Annotated in this window: 15 protein-coding genes; all 15 read right to left on the bottom strand. The window is 33.8% G+C overall.

Features of this window, described 5'->3' with window-relative positions:
* Nucleotides 1–1,296: a tRNA lysidine(34) synthetase TilS gene (tilS, locus tag JQN76_RS00980; protein WP_001176700.1), complete on the bottom strand. Its 1,296-nt coding sequence runs from the start codon at nt 1,294–1,296 to the stop codon at nt 1–3.
* Between the two features lie 179 nt (nt 1,297–1,475).
* Nucleotides 1,476–1,877: a S1 domain-containing RNA-binding protein gene (locus tag JQN76_RS00985; protein ID WP_000021445.1), complete on the bottom strand. Its 402-nt coding sequence runs from the start codon at nt 1,875–1,877 to the stop codon at nt 1,476–1,478.
* A gap of 104 nt (nt 1,878–1,981) precedes the next feature.
* Nucleotides 1,982–2,374 (bottom strand): cell division protein DivIC, encoded by a 393-nt coding sequence (divIC, locus tag JQN76_RS00990; RefSeq protein ID WP_000792417.1) that lies wholly within the window; start codon nt 2,372–2,374, stop codon nt 1,982–1,984.
* A 17-nt stretch (nt 2,375–2,391) separates the two neighbouring features.
* Nucleotides 2,392–2,655 (bottom strand): RNA-binding S4 domain-containing protein, encoded by a 264-nt coding sequence (locus JQN76_RS00995; RefSeq protein ID WP_001234988.1) that lies wholly within the window; start codon nt 2,653–2,655, stop codon nt 2,392–2,394.
* Entirely contained in the window at nt 2,652–3,845 is a 1,194-nt protein-coding gene (locus tag JQN76_RS01000) for a MazG nucleotide pyrophosphohydrolase domain-containing protein (RefSeq protein WP_000951443.1), read from the bottom strand. The genes JQN76_RS00995 and JQN76_RS01000 overlap by 4 nt, the downstream gene beginning before the upstream one ends.
* A complete protein-coding gene (locus JQN76_RS01005) occupies nt 3,845–5,371 on the bottom strand; it encodes a polysaccharide biosynthesis protein (RefSeq protein ID WP_000680740.1) in 1,527 nt (508 codons plus the stop codon). Before JQN76_RS01005 ends, JQN76_RS01000 begins: the two co-directional genes overlap by 1 nt.
* Nucleotides 5,361–8,867, bottom strand: a complete 3,507-nt coding sequence (mfd, locus tag JQN76_RS01010) for a transcription-repair coupling factor (RefSeq protein ID WP_000154228.1) — start codon at nt 8,865–8,867, stop codon at nt 5,361–5,363. Before mfd ends, JQN76_RS01005 begins: the two co-directional genes overlap by 11 nt.
* Nucleotides 8,867–9,439 carry an aminoacyl-tRNA hydrolase gene (gene pth / locus JQN76_RS01015; protein ID WP_000649791.1) on the bottom strand — a complete coding sequence of 191 codons (573 nt, stop codon included), beginning with the start codon at nt 9,437–9,439 and terminating at the stop codon, nt 8,867–8,869. The genes mfd and pth overlap by 1 nt, the downstream gene beginning before the upstream one ends.
* Before the next feature lie 310 nt (nt 9,440–9,749).
* Complete coding sequence (locus tag JQN76_RS01020; RefSeq protein WP_000157650.1) at nt 9,750–10,403, bottom strand: 50S ribosomal protein L25/general stress protein Ctc; 654 nt, start codon at nt 10,401–10,403, stop codon at nt 9,750–9,752.
* A gap of 149 nt (nt 10,404–10,552) precedes the next feature.
* A complete protein-coding gene (locus JQN76_RS01025) occupies nt 10,553–11,518 on the bottom strand; it encodes a ribose-phosphate diphosphokinase (protein WP_000933774.1) in 966 nt (321 codons plus the stop codon).
* A gap of 146 nt (nt 11,519–11,664) precedes the next feature.
* Entirely contained in the window at nt 11,665–13,017 is a 1,353-nt protein-coding gene (gene glmU, locus JQN76_RS01030) for a bifunctional UDP-N-acetylglucosamine diphosphorylase/glucosamine-1-phosphate N-acetyltransferase GlmU (protein WP_001252529.1), read from the bottom strand.
* A 22-nt stretch (nt 13,018–13,039) separates the two neighbouring features.
* Nucleotides 13,040–13,171 (bottom strand): hypothetical protein, encoded by a 132-nt coding sequence (locus JQN76_RS01035; protein ID WP_001789654.1) that lies wholly within the window; start codon nt 13,169–13,171, stop codon nt 13,040–13,042.
* 189 nt (nt 13,172–13,360) lie between these two features.
* Nucleotides 13,361–13,663 carry a septation regulator SpoVG gene (gene spoVG, locus JQN76_RS01040; protein ID WP_205397780.1) on the bottom strand — a complete coding sequence of 101 codons (303 nt, stop codon included), beginning with the start codon at nt 13,661–13,663 and terminating at the stop codon, nt 13,361–13,363.
* Nucleotides 13,664–13,734: 71 nt separating this feature from the next.
* Nucleotides 13,735–14,115, bottom strand: a complete 381-nt coding sequence (locus JQN76_RS01045) for a RidA family protein (protein ID WP_000691775.1) — start codon at nt 14,113–14,115, stop codon at nt 13,735–13,737.
* A 16-nt stretch (nt 14,116–14,131) separates the two neighbouring features.
* Nucleotides 14,132–14,956, bottom strand: a complete 825-nt coding sequence (purR, locus tag JQN76_RS01050) for a pur operon repressor (protein WP_001269643.1) — start codon at nt 14,954–14,956, stop codon at nt 14,132–14,134.
* Between the last annotated feature and the right edge of the window lies 1 nt (nt 14,957).

Here is a 14,957-nt window from a genome sequence, read left to right on the forward strand (position 1 = left end):
CTATTCATCTCCATTTTTACTAATTATAATCCATTGTTTTATTGTTTGTTGTTGATATAAATCTCCTACCGCAATAATGCGCTGTTGTTTATCCAATACGATTGGCATTTGATCCCGAACCCACTGTTGCACTTTACAATCTATAAACAGGCGATTCACTTTCTTATAACCATCGCGCCCATTCAGTTTAAATGTATCGCCACTTTGTCGTGTTCTCACTGTAAGCGGAAATAAACATTTTGGTAAATTAGAATGTATCTCTAATCGATATTTGTTAAAAATATAATTACCTGGCTTTTCAATAGTTTGAACTCTAAAATATGTATCGCCATTATTTTTAGCCATTATTATTAATTTACCATATGCAATTTGAATTATCCATTTATCCGTGAGATTAATACTGAATTGTGCTTTCTTACTACTAAATTGTTTAAACCACTCTTCGTATGTTTTAGCACTAATATTAAACAACTCATAATACTTTGATAATAGGCAATCCAACACAACCATCTTTAATGAGTTTGGTAAGTTATTAAAAGCTTGTCTAGAAACCTCTAAATATTTTGACTGTTCATCAAACTTCACAAATTCTTGAATAAATTGTTTAGCTGAATATTGCAAAATATCATATTGTTCATCATGCCATTGTTTTAATTTTAATAAATGCGATACTTTAAGTTGATTATTTTCATCAATAGCTGGAATAATTCTATTACGAATATCATTTCTAACATATTTGTTATCTTTATTAGATTCATCTTCAAAATATGGAATATGATATCTCTCTTGGAATTGTTTTATTTCTTTTTTAGAGACAGCTAAAAGTGGTCGATAAATCTGATAACCTTTTCGCTTCGATAACTCATCAAATCCTAGTTTATTACGCGTTGATTTCCCATTAAAAATACGATACATAATAGTTTCTAATTGATCGTCCAAATGATGCGCCGTTAGCAATACATCCGCTTCTAATACATTCATCATTTCATCAAACCATTCGTAACGTTTAATTCGAGCTTCATTCTGAATGCTGTTATTTCGGTCGAGACTATGCGACAAATCTAACTTTTTGATATGTAAATCGATGTGATGACGTTCGCAGTATACTTCTAAAAATCTGGCTTCCTCGATTGAAGCTGACCTAACGCCATGATTGACATGTAAGCATGTTAGTTTTCTATAACTATCTTTATAATCATTTAGTAGTTGATACAATAAACACATACTATCAATACCTGTAGAAACAGCGACAACAATATGGTCATCAATATGCCAACCATTACTATTTAACTGCATAACATCACCTCACTTTTACAATTTTCAAAAATGGTATAAGTCTTAGTTATATCATTACAAATAAAAGAGACTGCTCCTTATTTAAGAAACAGTCTTAGATTGTCTAACGCTGCAATCGATTATTCGATACGCATCATTCTAAATATATTCCTTATCGAAACAGTCTTTATTTATTTTAATTAACGTCTTGAACCTTTGCCACCGCGTCTAGATTCTGTTTGACGTTTGATTGAAGTTAATTTATCTTCACTATCTTTTAAGAAATTGCTTAATTTCTTTTCAAAATCTTCGGCTTTTTGCACTGGTTTTTGATGACTTGGTTTACTCGTATGTTGTCTACGTGGACGGTCTTTAGCTTTCTTAATTGAAAGACTAATTTTTCCATCATCAGCAATAGATAATACTTTTACGTCTACTTCATCACCAACAGAAAGGTGCTCTTCTACGTTTTCAACATAATTATCTGCGACTTCACTAATGTGAACTAAACCACTTTTTCCTTCAGGTAATTCTACGAATGCACCAAACTTTTTAATACCAGTGACTTTACCTTTAAGCTTATTTCCAACTTCGATTGACATATGTTAAATAAATCCTCCCGATTTGATTCGATTTTCCCTTATTATATCCTTGTTTGGATTTTTTCACAATGTCTATACTCGGATAATTTTGAATCAATTTGGATTTATTTTTTCGAAGATTTTGAGCTAGACGAATCTTTGTCTTCTGGCAACCTAAAAATCACTTCACCTTTGTTGCTTAAGTAATAATCATCACGCGCAATTTTTTCAATATAATCTTTGTCATTCAGATTATTCAACTTTTCTTTTAACGCAATTTCTTCATTTTGTTGCTTTTGAAACTGTGCTTCTTTCGCTTTTCGCTCCTGTGCATCGATATCATTGCGATGTTTTTGGACAACAAGCAAGATTGATAAAACAACAATTATCGCAAGTAATACGCCCGCAAATACTGTAATACGCCTACGAACAACACGCATTTTCATTTTTTGACGTTGTTTTTTCTTGTTCTCTTGCGACGTGTACTGATTTTCTATATGTTCTACTTTATTTTTCATTGCTTGTCACCTCCAATTTACGCTTCTTCAAGTCGACGCTCTTCAATGATTTCATACATGCCCTTTGCGTTATCTTTAGATGCATGTTCATTTAATGCAGTTACTTTAACTGTTACTAATTTTTGACCAAAGCGAATCGTCAGCACATCTTCAACTTTAACATCCGATCCAGCTTTAGCAACATTACCATTTATTGTAATTCTACCTTGATCACTTACTTCTTTTGCTAGCGTACGTCGCTTTATTAACCGTGATACTTTTAAATATTTATCTAATCTCATGTATTACTCTCCCCTTTTTCTAGCCACTGCTTTAACGCGGCCTCATCAAATGACTTATCCTTCGTCTTCTCATATAAATTTAAAAAATGCTCTGCAAATACTTTTTCAAATTTAACTCTTGGCTGTTTACCTTCAGCATCTTTCGCCTTAGACCAAATTTCTTTTAAGTCATCGATAGTTTCAGCATTGGCATCACCAAATATGTGTGGGTGTCTACGAATCATTTTAGCATTAAGACTTGTAATCACTTCTTTAATGTCGATATACCCTTCTTTTTTACCAATACTAGTATGCAATAACACTTGTAATAAAATATCTCCTAGTTCTTCAATCATATGCCAATCATCTTCATTGTCAATAGCTTCGAACAATTCAAATGTTTCTTCAAGTAAATAACGCTTAAGCGTTTCATGCGTTTGCACTTTATCCCATGGACAACCTTTATCTTCATCAACTAAAGTATCAATCACTTCCGTTGCAAAATCAAAGTCATGATACAAATATGTCGATGTTATGATTTTTGGTACGAATACACTCGTCAAATTATTGAATGCATTTTCATCATGATCCAATTCATATAATGGGCATGTCACAACGTTATCCGCACCATCGCTTCGTGCACCAGTGACAATTTGAACAGGGTAATCATCAGGATATCGTTCCATTAAAGTGATTTTCAAATTAGCAGCAACCATTGCACTATAAACTTGCGTAATCAATGTATGCGTTCTAACATTAAGTGTTACTTCTTGTAATGATGTCGCATCTAACAGTGTGAAGCCATCATTTGGATCTACATTAACTGCTTCAAACACATCATCAATAAAGCTTTTACCACCTAAAACTTTCACATCTATATCAGTATTGTCCTTTGCTAAAGCCAGTAATTTCACTGTAGTTGTCTCAGCAACTCTAGGATGACCCGGAACCGCATAGACAATATCTTTTTCATTAGCAGCTTCAACCAATTGCGCCACAATATCATTATAGACATCTTCAAATTGGTCATGTGCTTCATAAACATGGTCAAAACTCTGAAATGTTAATTCATCTTGCAATGATTCTATAACTGGATGATCTAACGTTCTTGCATAAACTTTATCTTGTGTCTTTAAAAATTTATATATCCCTAGCGGCAAATCATCAATGCCATAGTTTCCTAAGCCAACAATCGTAATGGTATGTGCCATCAACGTCTTCCTTTCTTAATTTGATACAACTTTGAACCAAATGGTAAATAAGTTAACTCTTTATATGTCAAAACATTAAATCTAAAAATATAGAAAAACAATGCAATGATACCTAATACTGCTGCACATAATAATTCAATGAGTCCAGTGAATCTACCGTGTGTTGTCACTATGTTTAACACGCATTGAACAACAATCGACATAAATACCATACCTAAAACAACATTGATAAAAAATCGTCTCATCGCATGTAAGTGGTATTTTCTCGTGACAGCAATATGGATAATCGTACCGAATATAATTAATGATACAACAGTACTAATGCTCGCACCAATAATGCCACTTAAACGAATCAAAATGATATTAAGTATAAATTTAATAACCAATCCTGCCGTCATACCAACAAAAATAGGTCTCACAGCATGTTGCGCTTGTAATAAAGCCATATCCATCATAATTAACGATACACAAATGACCGTAATCATATAAACACTTAACGTTAAGGTTAAATCATTCGTCTTAAAAAACACACCGTTCATTAAAGGCAATAAATTAATTAATCCTATTCCCGCTGCTGTACTTATTAAAATCGTAATCTTTAATGACGCATTTGCATAACGATTCATAAGTACCTGATTATTCATTTTGATTGCGTCACTTAACAGAGGAATGAGCGCAAAACTAAATGTTGTAGTTACAATCAATCCCATCTGAATAAATGATGCACCACGGTCATAGACTCCTTTTTCAGTTATGGCAACATCGAATGGCACGCGTATCGCTTGAAGTGACTTAATAATAGTAACACTATCAATCACTTGCCATAAAATTACGATTAATTGACTGATAGCGAAAATCAAAACCGAAAGTGCGAACTGTTTCCAAACAATCTTTGCAGTGTTATTTACCATTTTAAACTTAAAAGGTCGGTGCGCTACTAAATAAATTGAAGAACCTAAAAAACCTATCGTTGATGCTAAAATAGCAATTGTTCCCGCTTCATATATCGTCCAACCTCTGTCTACAAAAATAACAATAGTAACAATGATAATACCTACTCGTATAACTTGTTCTATAACCTGGGAAATAGCCGGAACTGTCATATTATTTGCAGATTGATAATAACCTCTTAACACGCCAAGCATACCTATAAATATAAAGCTTAAACTTGCTGCTTGAATCATTGGTGTTAAATGGCTATCACCCATCATATGTGCAATATTGTTCGCAAACACAAAAATAGCAATAAATAATAATATACCAACTAATTGTATATAAGCGACTGCTTTTGCATATGCTTCGTCACTATGATACTTCCCTATATTTTGTGTAATTGCACTAGGAATGGCATTCATCGATAATATCATTCCTAATGCTACAATTGGATACACTTGTTGATATGCATACAAACCTGTATCACCTAATATATTTTGATATGGAATTCGATATACAGCACTCAGAATTTTAATGACAATTAATGCAGCAGTTAACACGACAACGCCATTAAATGCTTCTTTATGCTTCATCACTGATTCTCATACTTTCTTCAATGCACTTAACTAAAAACTTCAAACTATCAAGCCATTGATTTTGTTTCGTTAAAGTAATTGTCATTGCATTATTTTGAACACCAACCTTCATTGTTCTACCTAAAGGTTGTGTTGCTTTGAACAGCACTTCGCCATCAATATTTTCAGTGGCTTTTACAGATAAATGAATATCAATTATTTTCCCTTTATCTTTAATCAACGTGATACCTGAATGTAATGCGTGTACTTTTATTTCCACTATATCAAGCAAACGTGCTACTTCAACAGGATAATCATTAAAACGATCAATTAATTCATCTTTAATGTCGATAATTTGATCAAATGTTTCAGTTTTTCGTAGCTTTTTATAAATTTCAATTTTAGCTTGTTCATTTGCAATATATTCTGTCGGCAAATATGCATCCAAGTTTAAATCAACTTCGACTTCTGGCACCTCAGATTCTGGTTCCTTAATACCACGTTTTTCATTTACAGCTTCTTCTAACATTTGACTGTACAAATCAAATCCAACTGTATCAATAAAGCCGTGCTGTTGTTTACCTAACAAATTACCAGCACCACGAATGTTCAAATCACGCATCGCAATCTTAAATCCTGAGCCTAACTCCGTAAATTCTTTAATCGCTTGTAATCGATCTTCTGCAGTCTCAGTTAGTACCTTATTTGCTGGATGTAAGAAGTATGCATAACCAATACGACTTGAACGACCAACACGACCTCTTAATTGATACAACTGACTCAATCCAAAGCGATCTGCATCTTCAATGATCAAAGTATTTGCATTTGGGACATCGACACCTGTTTCAATAATCGTCGTCGTTACTAAAATATCATATTCATTATTGATAAAACTTAACATCGTTTCTTCTAAATCGCGCTCTGTCATTTGTCCATGAGCAACTGCAATGTTAGCATCTGGCATTAACATCTGGAGTTGTTCTCGTTTTTCATAAATGGATTGCACTTTATTATAAAGATAAAACACTTGGCCATCACGGGATAGTTCTCTTTCTAAAGCTTCTTTGATAAAACTCATGTTCTGTTCTAATACATATGTTTGAACTGGGAAACGATTTTCTGGCGGCGTTTCAATCACTGACAAATCGCGCACACCTAGCATACTCATATGCAATGTTCTAGGTATTGGGGTTGCAGTCAATGTTAGTACATCTACATTATGTTTTAATGTTTTAATACGCTCTTTATGGCGTACACCAAATCGTTGTTCTTCATCTACAATCAACAGCCCTAAATCTTTATACTGTATATCTTTACTAAGTAATTTGTGTGTACCAACAACTATGTCAACAAATCCAGTTTTAAGTCCTTCCTTAGTTTGTTTTATCTCTTTAGGCGTTCTAAAACGACTCATTAATTGAATTTCAACAGGAAAATCTTGCATACGCTCAATTAACGTCTCATAATGTTGCTGAGCTAAAATAGTTGTAGGAACTAAAAATGCAACCTGCTTTCCTTCCATTACAGCTTTGAATGCTGCTCTCACTGCAACTTCAGTTTTACCATAACCAACATCACCACATAGCAAGCGATCCATTGGACGCGATTTTTGCATGTCATCTTTAATTTCATCGATAGATTTAGCTTGGTCAGGCGTAAGTTCATATGGAAAATCTAATTCAAATGTTGTTTGCTCAGCTGTGTCTTCCCCATATTGATAACCTTCTGCCATTTCTCTTTCTTTATATAAATCAATCAACTCTTCAGCAATATCTTCAACACTTTGTTGAACTTTAGCTTTTGTTTTTTTCCATTCACTGCCACCGAGTTTATTTAATTTTGGCGTCTTATCTTCCGAAGCTACATATTTTTGAACTTGATCCATTTGATCTACTGGAACAAATAGTTGATCCGTACCTTTATATTGCAATTTAATATAATCACGATGCGTTTGCCCCACTTCGAGCGTCTCAACACCTAAATATCTACCAACACCATGATGCACATGAACAATATAATCTCCCACATTTAAATCTTGGTAAGACTTAATTTTTTCAGCATTTGAGATAGCTTTCGTACGTTTTCGTTGCTTTTTCTGTTTTGATTTAAAAAGCTCACGCTCAGTAATGACAACTAATCCCATATCAGGTAGTTCAAATCCTTCAGATAAACTGCCCTCAATAATCACTGCTTGTCCCGATGACATTGAGCGATGCAATTTTGTTATTGATGGAATATGCATTTCACTTAACATCGCTTGCATACGTTCAACTTTAGTTTCGGTTTCGACCAAAACCACGATATGATAGTTTTGATTAACATATCGTTGAAATTCAGAACGCATAATGTCATATTGCCCATAAAATTGTTGGACAGGTTTACATGAAAATTTAATAATATGATTTAGTTTTATCGGCATTGTTGTAGCGAATAATGAAAAATAAGTGACAGGATAGCCTTCAATCAATGTTTCAAAATCATCATATTTTATAAAACTTTGTCCTATAAATCCATTACCACTTTCAATAATATTGCTAATAAACGAATCAGACTCTACTGTTAAACTTTCTTCAGTTTCTTTAATACGATTAAATTCATCAACTGCAATGATTGCATCTTTTTGGAAATACTCAATAATTGTCGAAGGTGTTTCATACATAAACGCTACTAAGCGACGTAGTATTTGATGATCAAAGTATGTACTTTCGAATAATTTAAAGCTTTCATACGTTTCTTTCAAATCATTGCGCACTGATTTATCTATTTTGGGTCTTGTATTTTCATATGCAGTTTTTAACTCTTCTTTAAGATGGCTGATCACTTCTTCAGTAATGATATAATCACTTGCAGTTGTGATATCGACTTCTTCAACATTATCTTTGGAACGCTGCGTTTCAACATCAAAATCCCGAATAGAATCAATTTCGGTATCAAATAGCTCAATTCTGATTGGTTCCCCAATTAGCGGAAAGATATCGATAATACCTCCTCGCAATGAGAATTCACCAATATGCGATACCACGGATTCCCGTTTGTACCCCATATTAACTAATTTGTTAAGAAATTGGTCCACATCGATATCCTCACCAACACGCAATGTCATTTGGTGATTTTGCCACATTTCAACAGGAGTTAACCACTTTTTCAAACCATTTAAAGGAACGATAAATAACCCTTTCTTACCTTGAGCTAACGCAGTTAAAGTTCTAATACGTTCACTCATCAGTTGAGGGCTTTGTGTTGAAAACTCTTCGGTCATAATATCTTGCACAGGATACTTATACAATTCTTCAGCATCTATAAATTGAAGTAAATCTGTTTCTAATTTATCTGCTTGGTATAAATTATTGGTAATTAATAATAACTGTTGATTACTTTGTGCATATTTTTCAGCAATCATCGTCACTTTAGCTGACGGGGAAAGACCAGTTACTAGTGTGTTTGCTTGTCCAAATACCTGATTAAGGTCTTGAAAATGATTATCTTCTTTTATAAGCGTTGTCAATATTGTCATTATTTCACTTCACCATTAAATTCATTCATAACATGGTCAAATCGTGATGTTTCAACAAACTTTTCAATTGCGCGTGCTGCGTGTTCGATAACTTTTTCCATCGTTACCATTTCATCATTTGAAAAGCGTTGTAAAACATAATCAGGTACCGTCATACCATTCGTTGGTCTTCCCACACCAATACGAATACGTTTAAATTGGTCTGTACCAAGCATTTTAATAATTGATTTCATACCATTGTGACCGCCCGCACTTCCTTTTTGTCTTAAGCGAACTTGTCCTTGTTCTAAATCTAAATCATCATATAAGACAATTAAATCTTCTGGATTAACATTGTAATAATCCATAATCGGTGCAACTGCTTCACCTGACAAATTCATCATTGTCATTGGTTCGATAAATAACACTTTATCGCCGTTCATTCGTTCAATTGTATATGCACCTTTAAACTTTTGTTTATCTAATGAAAAATTATTTTTCTCTAAAATATAATCAACGACTTCAAAGCCGATATTATGTCTTGTAAGTTCAAAACGTTTACCTATATTACCTAGACCTACAATACATTTCATGCGTGTTTACCTCCAACATAATTGTTTCATTTATTATTATAATGACAACATCCATTTTCCGCCATTGCCATCAATTATCATTATTCTTTAGCTTAGTAAGTATGTATTTTAAAATCGAGTACATTAAAATTTTTATGATGTATCATTGTTGAGTTTAATGTCTTTTACTCACTAAAATTAATTAAACTTTAGTACAAAGTAATAAAGTTTAATTAAGCTTTATAATAACACAAAAAGCACCATGCTTATATTAAAATAAGCACAGTGCTTGTTAAACAAAGTATAAAAACTTTAATGTAACAGATTAAAATTACTCTTCAGTTTTTTCTTCGTCTTCTTTGCTTTCGCCAACAACTTCTGGTTCTTCAGTTTGTTGTTCGCCTTCCATAGCTTCGATTTCTTCTTCAGTTGGTTCTTCAGTTGGAGCAACTACTGTTACTACTGATTCAGCTGAATCGTTTTCGATTTTGAAGTCGCCAGTTACTTTAACATCAGCAACAGTTAAGCTGTCGTTAATGTTTAATTCAGTAATATCTACTTCGATTGCTTCTGGAATATTGTCTGGAGTAGCAGTTACTTCTAAGTTGAATAATGGTTGTTCAACTACGCCGCCTTCTTTAGCGCCTACTGCTTCACCAACTAATTGAACTGGTACTTCAACAGTACGTTCTTCACTCATATTGATTGCTAAGAAGTCAATGTGAGTAATTTGGTTTTTAAGTGGATCGAATTGGTAGTCTGCAACCATAACTTTGATAGTTTTAGAACCAACGCCTAATTCGATAACACCGTTACGACCTACTTCACGGATAACTTTGATGAATTCTACTTCATCAACTTTAACTGACACGTTTTTAGTACCGTAACCGTATACTACTGCTGGTACTTTACCAGATTTTCTTAATTGTTTAAGATCTGAACGTGTTTGTTTACCTTGACGGATGATTGACTTTAATGAAGCCATTCTCATTTCCACCTTTCATTTTTGCTCAAAACGAGCACCTCACTTACCCATCAACATCATCGTTGCTTGCAAGTGTTTATTTATTCGTATAATCACGAACGAAACTATTATACACGTTTGGAATATGTTCGTCAAACGCCTTTTAAATATTAGTCAAATAATACGCTAACTGATTCTCTTTCGTATACACGAATGATAGCTTGTGCGATTAAACCAGCAACAGATAATTCTTTAGTGTTAGATGGTTTGCGATCTTCATCTAAATGAATTGAGTTTGTTACGATTAATTCTTTTATAGCAGAATTTTCGATACGTTCTTTAGCCGGTCCTGATAAAACAGGGTGTGTACAACAAGCATATACTTCTTTAGCACCTTTATCTTTTAATGCTTGTGCAGCTAAAGTGATTGTACCTGCTGTATCAATAATATCGTCAATAATAATTGCCGTACGTCCTTCAATCTCACCAACAATGTTCATCACTTCAGCAACATTTGGTCTAGGACGACGTTTATCTATAATTGCAATTGGAGTTTTTAAAATGTCAGCTAATTTACGTGCACGTGTAACACCGCCATGGTCTGGTGAAACAACGACACATTCTTCTGGGTTAATATTCGGATCATCTTTGAAATGTTTAGCAAGAATTGGCACACCCATTAAGTGGTCAATTGGAATATCAAAGAATCCTTGAATTTGTGGTGCATGTAAGTCTAACGCAATCATACGAGTTGCGCCAGCTGTTTCGATTAAGTTTGCAACTAATTTAGCAGTGATTGGCTCACGGCTACGGGCTTTTCTATCTTGTCTTGCATATCCATAATATGGCACTACAATATTGATTGTTGCTGCAGAAGCACGTTTACAAGCATCAATCATAATTAATAATTCCATTAAATGTAGATTCACAGGATATGATGTTGGTTGAATAATAAATACGTCACAACCACGAATACTCTCTTCGATATTAATTTGAATTTCTCCATCACTAAAACGTTTAACTGAACATTTACCTAGTTCAATTCCTACTTGGTCAGCAACTTCTTGCGCTAATGCTTCGTTTCCTTTCAATGAAAAAATCTTTAATGACGAATTCTTATATTCATTATTTAACATTTATAGTCCTCCAATTATTTACTTACGCAATTACTATTATATATAAAATGTAACTCCATTACTATGCGAATCATTAAATCATAAAGATTACATTAATATTACATAGGATTATCCTTTTATCCTAGCCATTTTAAATACGTAAATGATTATTTCCTATATCCTTCTTTTGTTGTTTGTCTTGCTCTTGCCACAGCTAAACTGTCATTTGGTACGTCATCTGTGATTGTGGAACCAGCTGCCACCAATACATCATCACCAATTGTTACAGGTGCTACTAAATTAACATTGCAACCTACAAATGAATCTTTGCCGACGATAGTTTTAAATTTATTTTCACCATCATAGTTAACTGTAATCGTTCCGCAACCAATATTAGTACGTTCGCCAATTACAGCATCGCCAATATAACTTAAATGTGAAACCTTGGCACCATCTTTAAGATCTGCTTTTTTAATTTCTACAAAATTTCCAACCTTAACATCTGCACCTAATTGCGCGCCTGGTCTCAATTGCGCAAACGGTCCGACCTTAGTATTCGCTCCTACGCTAGCATCATTAACAACAGACTGTTGAATACATGCACCATTTTCAATCGTACTATTGTTAATTTCAGAGTACTGACCAATAACAACATCTTCGCCAATTTCTGTACGACCATTAATTCGTACGCCTGGTTCAATGACTGTATCACTACCAATTGTAACGTCTGGACCAATATAAGTGCTGTCAGGATCGATGATTGTCACACCATTTAGCATGTGATAATGATTCGTACGACGTTGCATCGCCTTCTCAGCCTGACTAAGCATTACACGATCATTTACACCCATGATTTCTTCAACATCATTGGTACGATAGACTTCTACGATGCCGCCATCATTTAAAATTAACGACAATACATCAGGGAGGTAATATTCACCTTGCGCATTATCATTTTTCACTTGTGTTAATTTTTCAAACAACGTTTTATTATTAAACGCAAAAATACCTGAACTAATTTCATTAATATCCTTTTCAGCTTGCGTTGCATCTTTCTCTTCAACTATGCGTTCTAAACGACCTGACGCATTTCGAACGATTCTTCCGTATCCATATGGTTGTTGAATCGATGCAGATAATACAGTTGCTTGAGCATTAGCATCCTCGTGATGCGCAATCAATGTTTCTAATGTTTCCTTTGTGATGAGCGGTGTGTCACCACATACAACGATTGTCGTACCTTCCTTGTCTTCTAAGTGTGATTTCGCCATTTGCACTGCATGCGCAGTACCGAGTTGTTCCTCTTGAAAACTGTATAAAGAACGCTCGCCTAAATGTCCTTTTACACTTTCAGCACCATGTCCTACGATGGTTACAACTTGATCGACACCAGAGCCTTTCACACTTTCCAATACATGTTCGACCATAGGTTTCCCAGCAACCTCGTGTAGCACTTTATACTTTTTAGATTTCATTCTTGTGCCTTTACCTGCTGCCAAAATTATCGCGTGTCTTCGCATGAACATTAACCCCCATTAAATTTTACACTTCGTCATTATTATAATTTAATCTGCAATACTCTTTCAACATATAAAAGGCATTGTTTTTAATTCGTTGTAATTTTAAAAACAACTTTTTTCTTACTTCAAAAATACGAGCATCATTCAAACGCAATTTTTATCAGCAATGAATCAATAATTTTCATATCATCATAATCTGTTAACGTATATATTTATTAGCCTTTCATTAAAAATAAAAAAACATTAATACAAACTAAAAAAACTGCCGACAAAGCTTTATGCTTTATCGACAGTATCAAATCAACTTATTGCAAATGTATTACATCGCTAAATATAAAATTGATTAAGCTTCTTCTGAATCTTCTGATGTAGCGTTTTTATCTGGTACTACTTCATCTGTTTCATCATATACTTTCATCACTGCATCTTGAATTTCTTGTCTCATATCTGAATTAATAGGATGCGCGATGTCGCGGAATTCACCATCTGGTGTACGTTTACTTGGCATTGCAACGAACAAGCCAGAGTTTCCTTCAATTACAAGTAAATCATGAATTACGAAAGCTTCATCTAATGTAATGGAAACGAGTGCTTTCATTCGTCCATCTGTTTGTATTTTTCTAAGTCTTACATCTGTCACTTTCATGTAGTGAGCCCCCCTATAGTATATATCTCTCTGTTTTATTTAGAAGCTTGATTAAACATATTAATCGAAAATTATAATTCCTTAATTTTACTTACTAATTCAATTTCTACTTTCACATCTTTTGGCAAACGCGCAACCTCTACACAACTACGCGCTGGCTTGTGTTCATTAAAATATTGACCATACACTTCATTTATTTTTTGGAAATCATTCATATCTTTAATGAAAATGGTCGCTTTCGCAACAGAATTCAAATCAGATCCTGCTTCTTCCAAAACAACCTTTAAATTTTCTAAAACTTGTTTTGTCTGTGCTTGAACATCAGCGCTTACGATATGTCCATCAACATTCAATGAAATCTGACCAGAAGTATAAACCATACCATTCACAACTGTTGCATGCGAATATGGTCCAAGTGCTTCCGGTAATCTTGTTGTGTTAATGATTTTCATAATACTAAAACTCCTTTTATGAAAACTTAGATAAACTGTTGCCAGGTTCTACGTTAAACTCTTGATTATATTCATCTACATCAGATAATTTCACTAAGGAAGTATAATCTTCAATCAATCTTTGTTTAACTTCTTTTGATTCTACAAGTACTGATACCCCTTTTACATGGGCTTTAAACTCATTCATTAAATTCATAACACCATTAATAGAGCCACCAGCCCTCATAAAATCATCGACAACTAAAACATTTGAATTTTCTGCTAAAGTTCTCTTCGAAAGTACCATCGTCTCTATTTTTCTTGAAGATCCTGAAACGTAATTAATTGAAACTGTAGAACCTTCAGTCACCTTGTTGTCTTTTCTAATCACTACTACTGGTAAATTTAAAATATTAGCAACCGCATTTGCCAATGAAATACCTTTTGTCGCAATGGTAACAACAGCATCTAATTTTTCTTCCATGTAAATACTGGCAATTAACTTACCAACTTTGTTTAGTAGCGATGGATTACCTACCAAATCTGATAAAAATAAATATCCGCCAGGTAACAAACGTTCTTTCTCTTCTAATAGAGTAATGACCTCATTAACAACTTCAGTCGCCTCTTCTTTACTCATCATTGGTTTATACGTAACACCACCACTTGCGCCAGCAGTAGTAATTACTGTACCTAACTTTTCTTTTTGGAATGTATTTTTTATAATTTGGACATCTTCACTTATTGAAGACTTCGCCTGTTTAAATTTTTTCACAAAAAAAGTTAATGGAATCAATTTATTCGGATGGTTCATCAAATATTGCGTCATAAAAACAATTCTCTCGCTTCGTTTATATCTCATC

Origin of the sequence: Staphylococcus sp. SM3655, from assembly GCF_016917315.1 — a bacterium.
GTDB lineage: Bacteria > Bacillota > Bacilli > Staphylococcales > Staphylococcaceae > Staphylococcus > Staphylococcus aureus.

Bases quoted from the DNA above. Each gene is read 5' to 3' on its own strand.
- tilS (WP_001176700.1), bottom strand. From the start codon at position 1,296: ATGCAGTTAAATAGTAATGGTTGGCATATTGATGACCATATTGTTGTC.
- JQN76_RS00985 (WP_000021445.1), bottom strand. From the start codon at position 1,877: ATGTCAATCGAAGTTGGAAATAAGCTTAAAGGTAAAGTCACTGGTATT.
- divIC (WP_000792417.1), bottom strand. From the start codon at position 2,374: ATGAAAAATAAAGTAGAACATATAGAAAATCAGTACACGTCGCAAGAG.
- JQN76_RS00995 (WP_001234988.1), bottom strand. From the start codon at position 2,655: ATGAGATTAGATAAATATTTAAAAGTATCACGGTTAATAAAGCGACGT.
- JQN76_RS01000 (WP_000951443.1), bottom strand. From the start codon at position 3,845: ATGGCACATACCATTACGATTGTTGGCTTAGGAAACTATGGCATTGAT.
- JQN76_RS01005 (WP_000680740.1), bottom strand. From the start codon at position 5,371: ATGAAGCATAAAGAAGCATTTAATGGCGTTGTCGTGTTAACTGCTGCA.
- mfd (WP_000154228.1), bottom strand. From the start codon at position 8,867: ATGACAATATTGACAACGCTTATAAAAGAAGATAATCATTTTCAAGAC.
- pth (WP_000649791.1), bottom strand. From the start codon at position 9,439: ATGAAATGTATTGTAGGTCTAGGTAATATAGGTAAACGTTTTGAACTT.
- JQN76_RS01020 (WP_000157650.1), bottom strand. From the start codon at position 10,403: ATGGCTTCATTAAAGTCAATCATCCGTCAAGGTAAACAAACACGTTCA.
- JQN76_RS01025 (WP_000933774.1), bottom strand. From the start codon at position 11,518: ATGTTAAATAATGAATATAAGAATTCGTCATTAAAGATTTTTTCATTG.
- glmU (WP_001252529.1), bottom strand. From the start codon at position 13,017: ATGCGAAGACACGCGATAATTTTGGCAGCAGGTAAAGGCACAAGAATG.
- spoVG (WP_205397780.1), bottom strand. From the start codon at position 13,663: ATGAAAGTGACAGATGTAAGACTTAGAAAAATACAAACAGATGGACGA.
- JQN76_RS01045 (WP_000691775.1), bottom strand. From the start codon at position 14,115: ATGAAAATCATTAACACAACAAGATTACCGGAAGCACTTGGACCATAT.
- purR (WP_001269643.1), bottom strand. From the start codon at position 14,956: ATGAGATATAAACGAAGCGAGAGAATTGTTTTTATGACGCAATATTTG.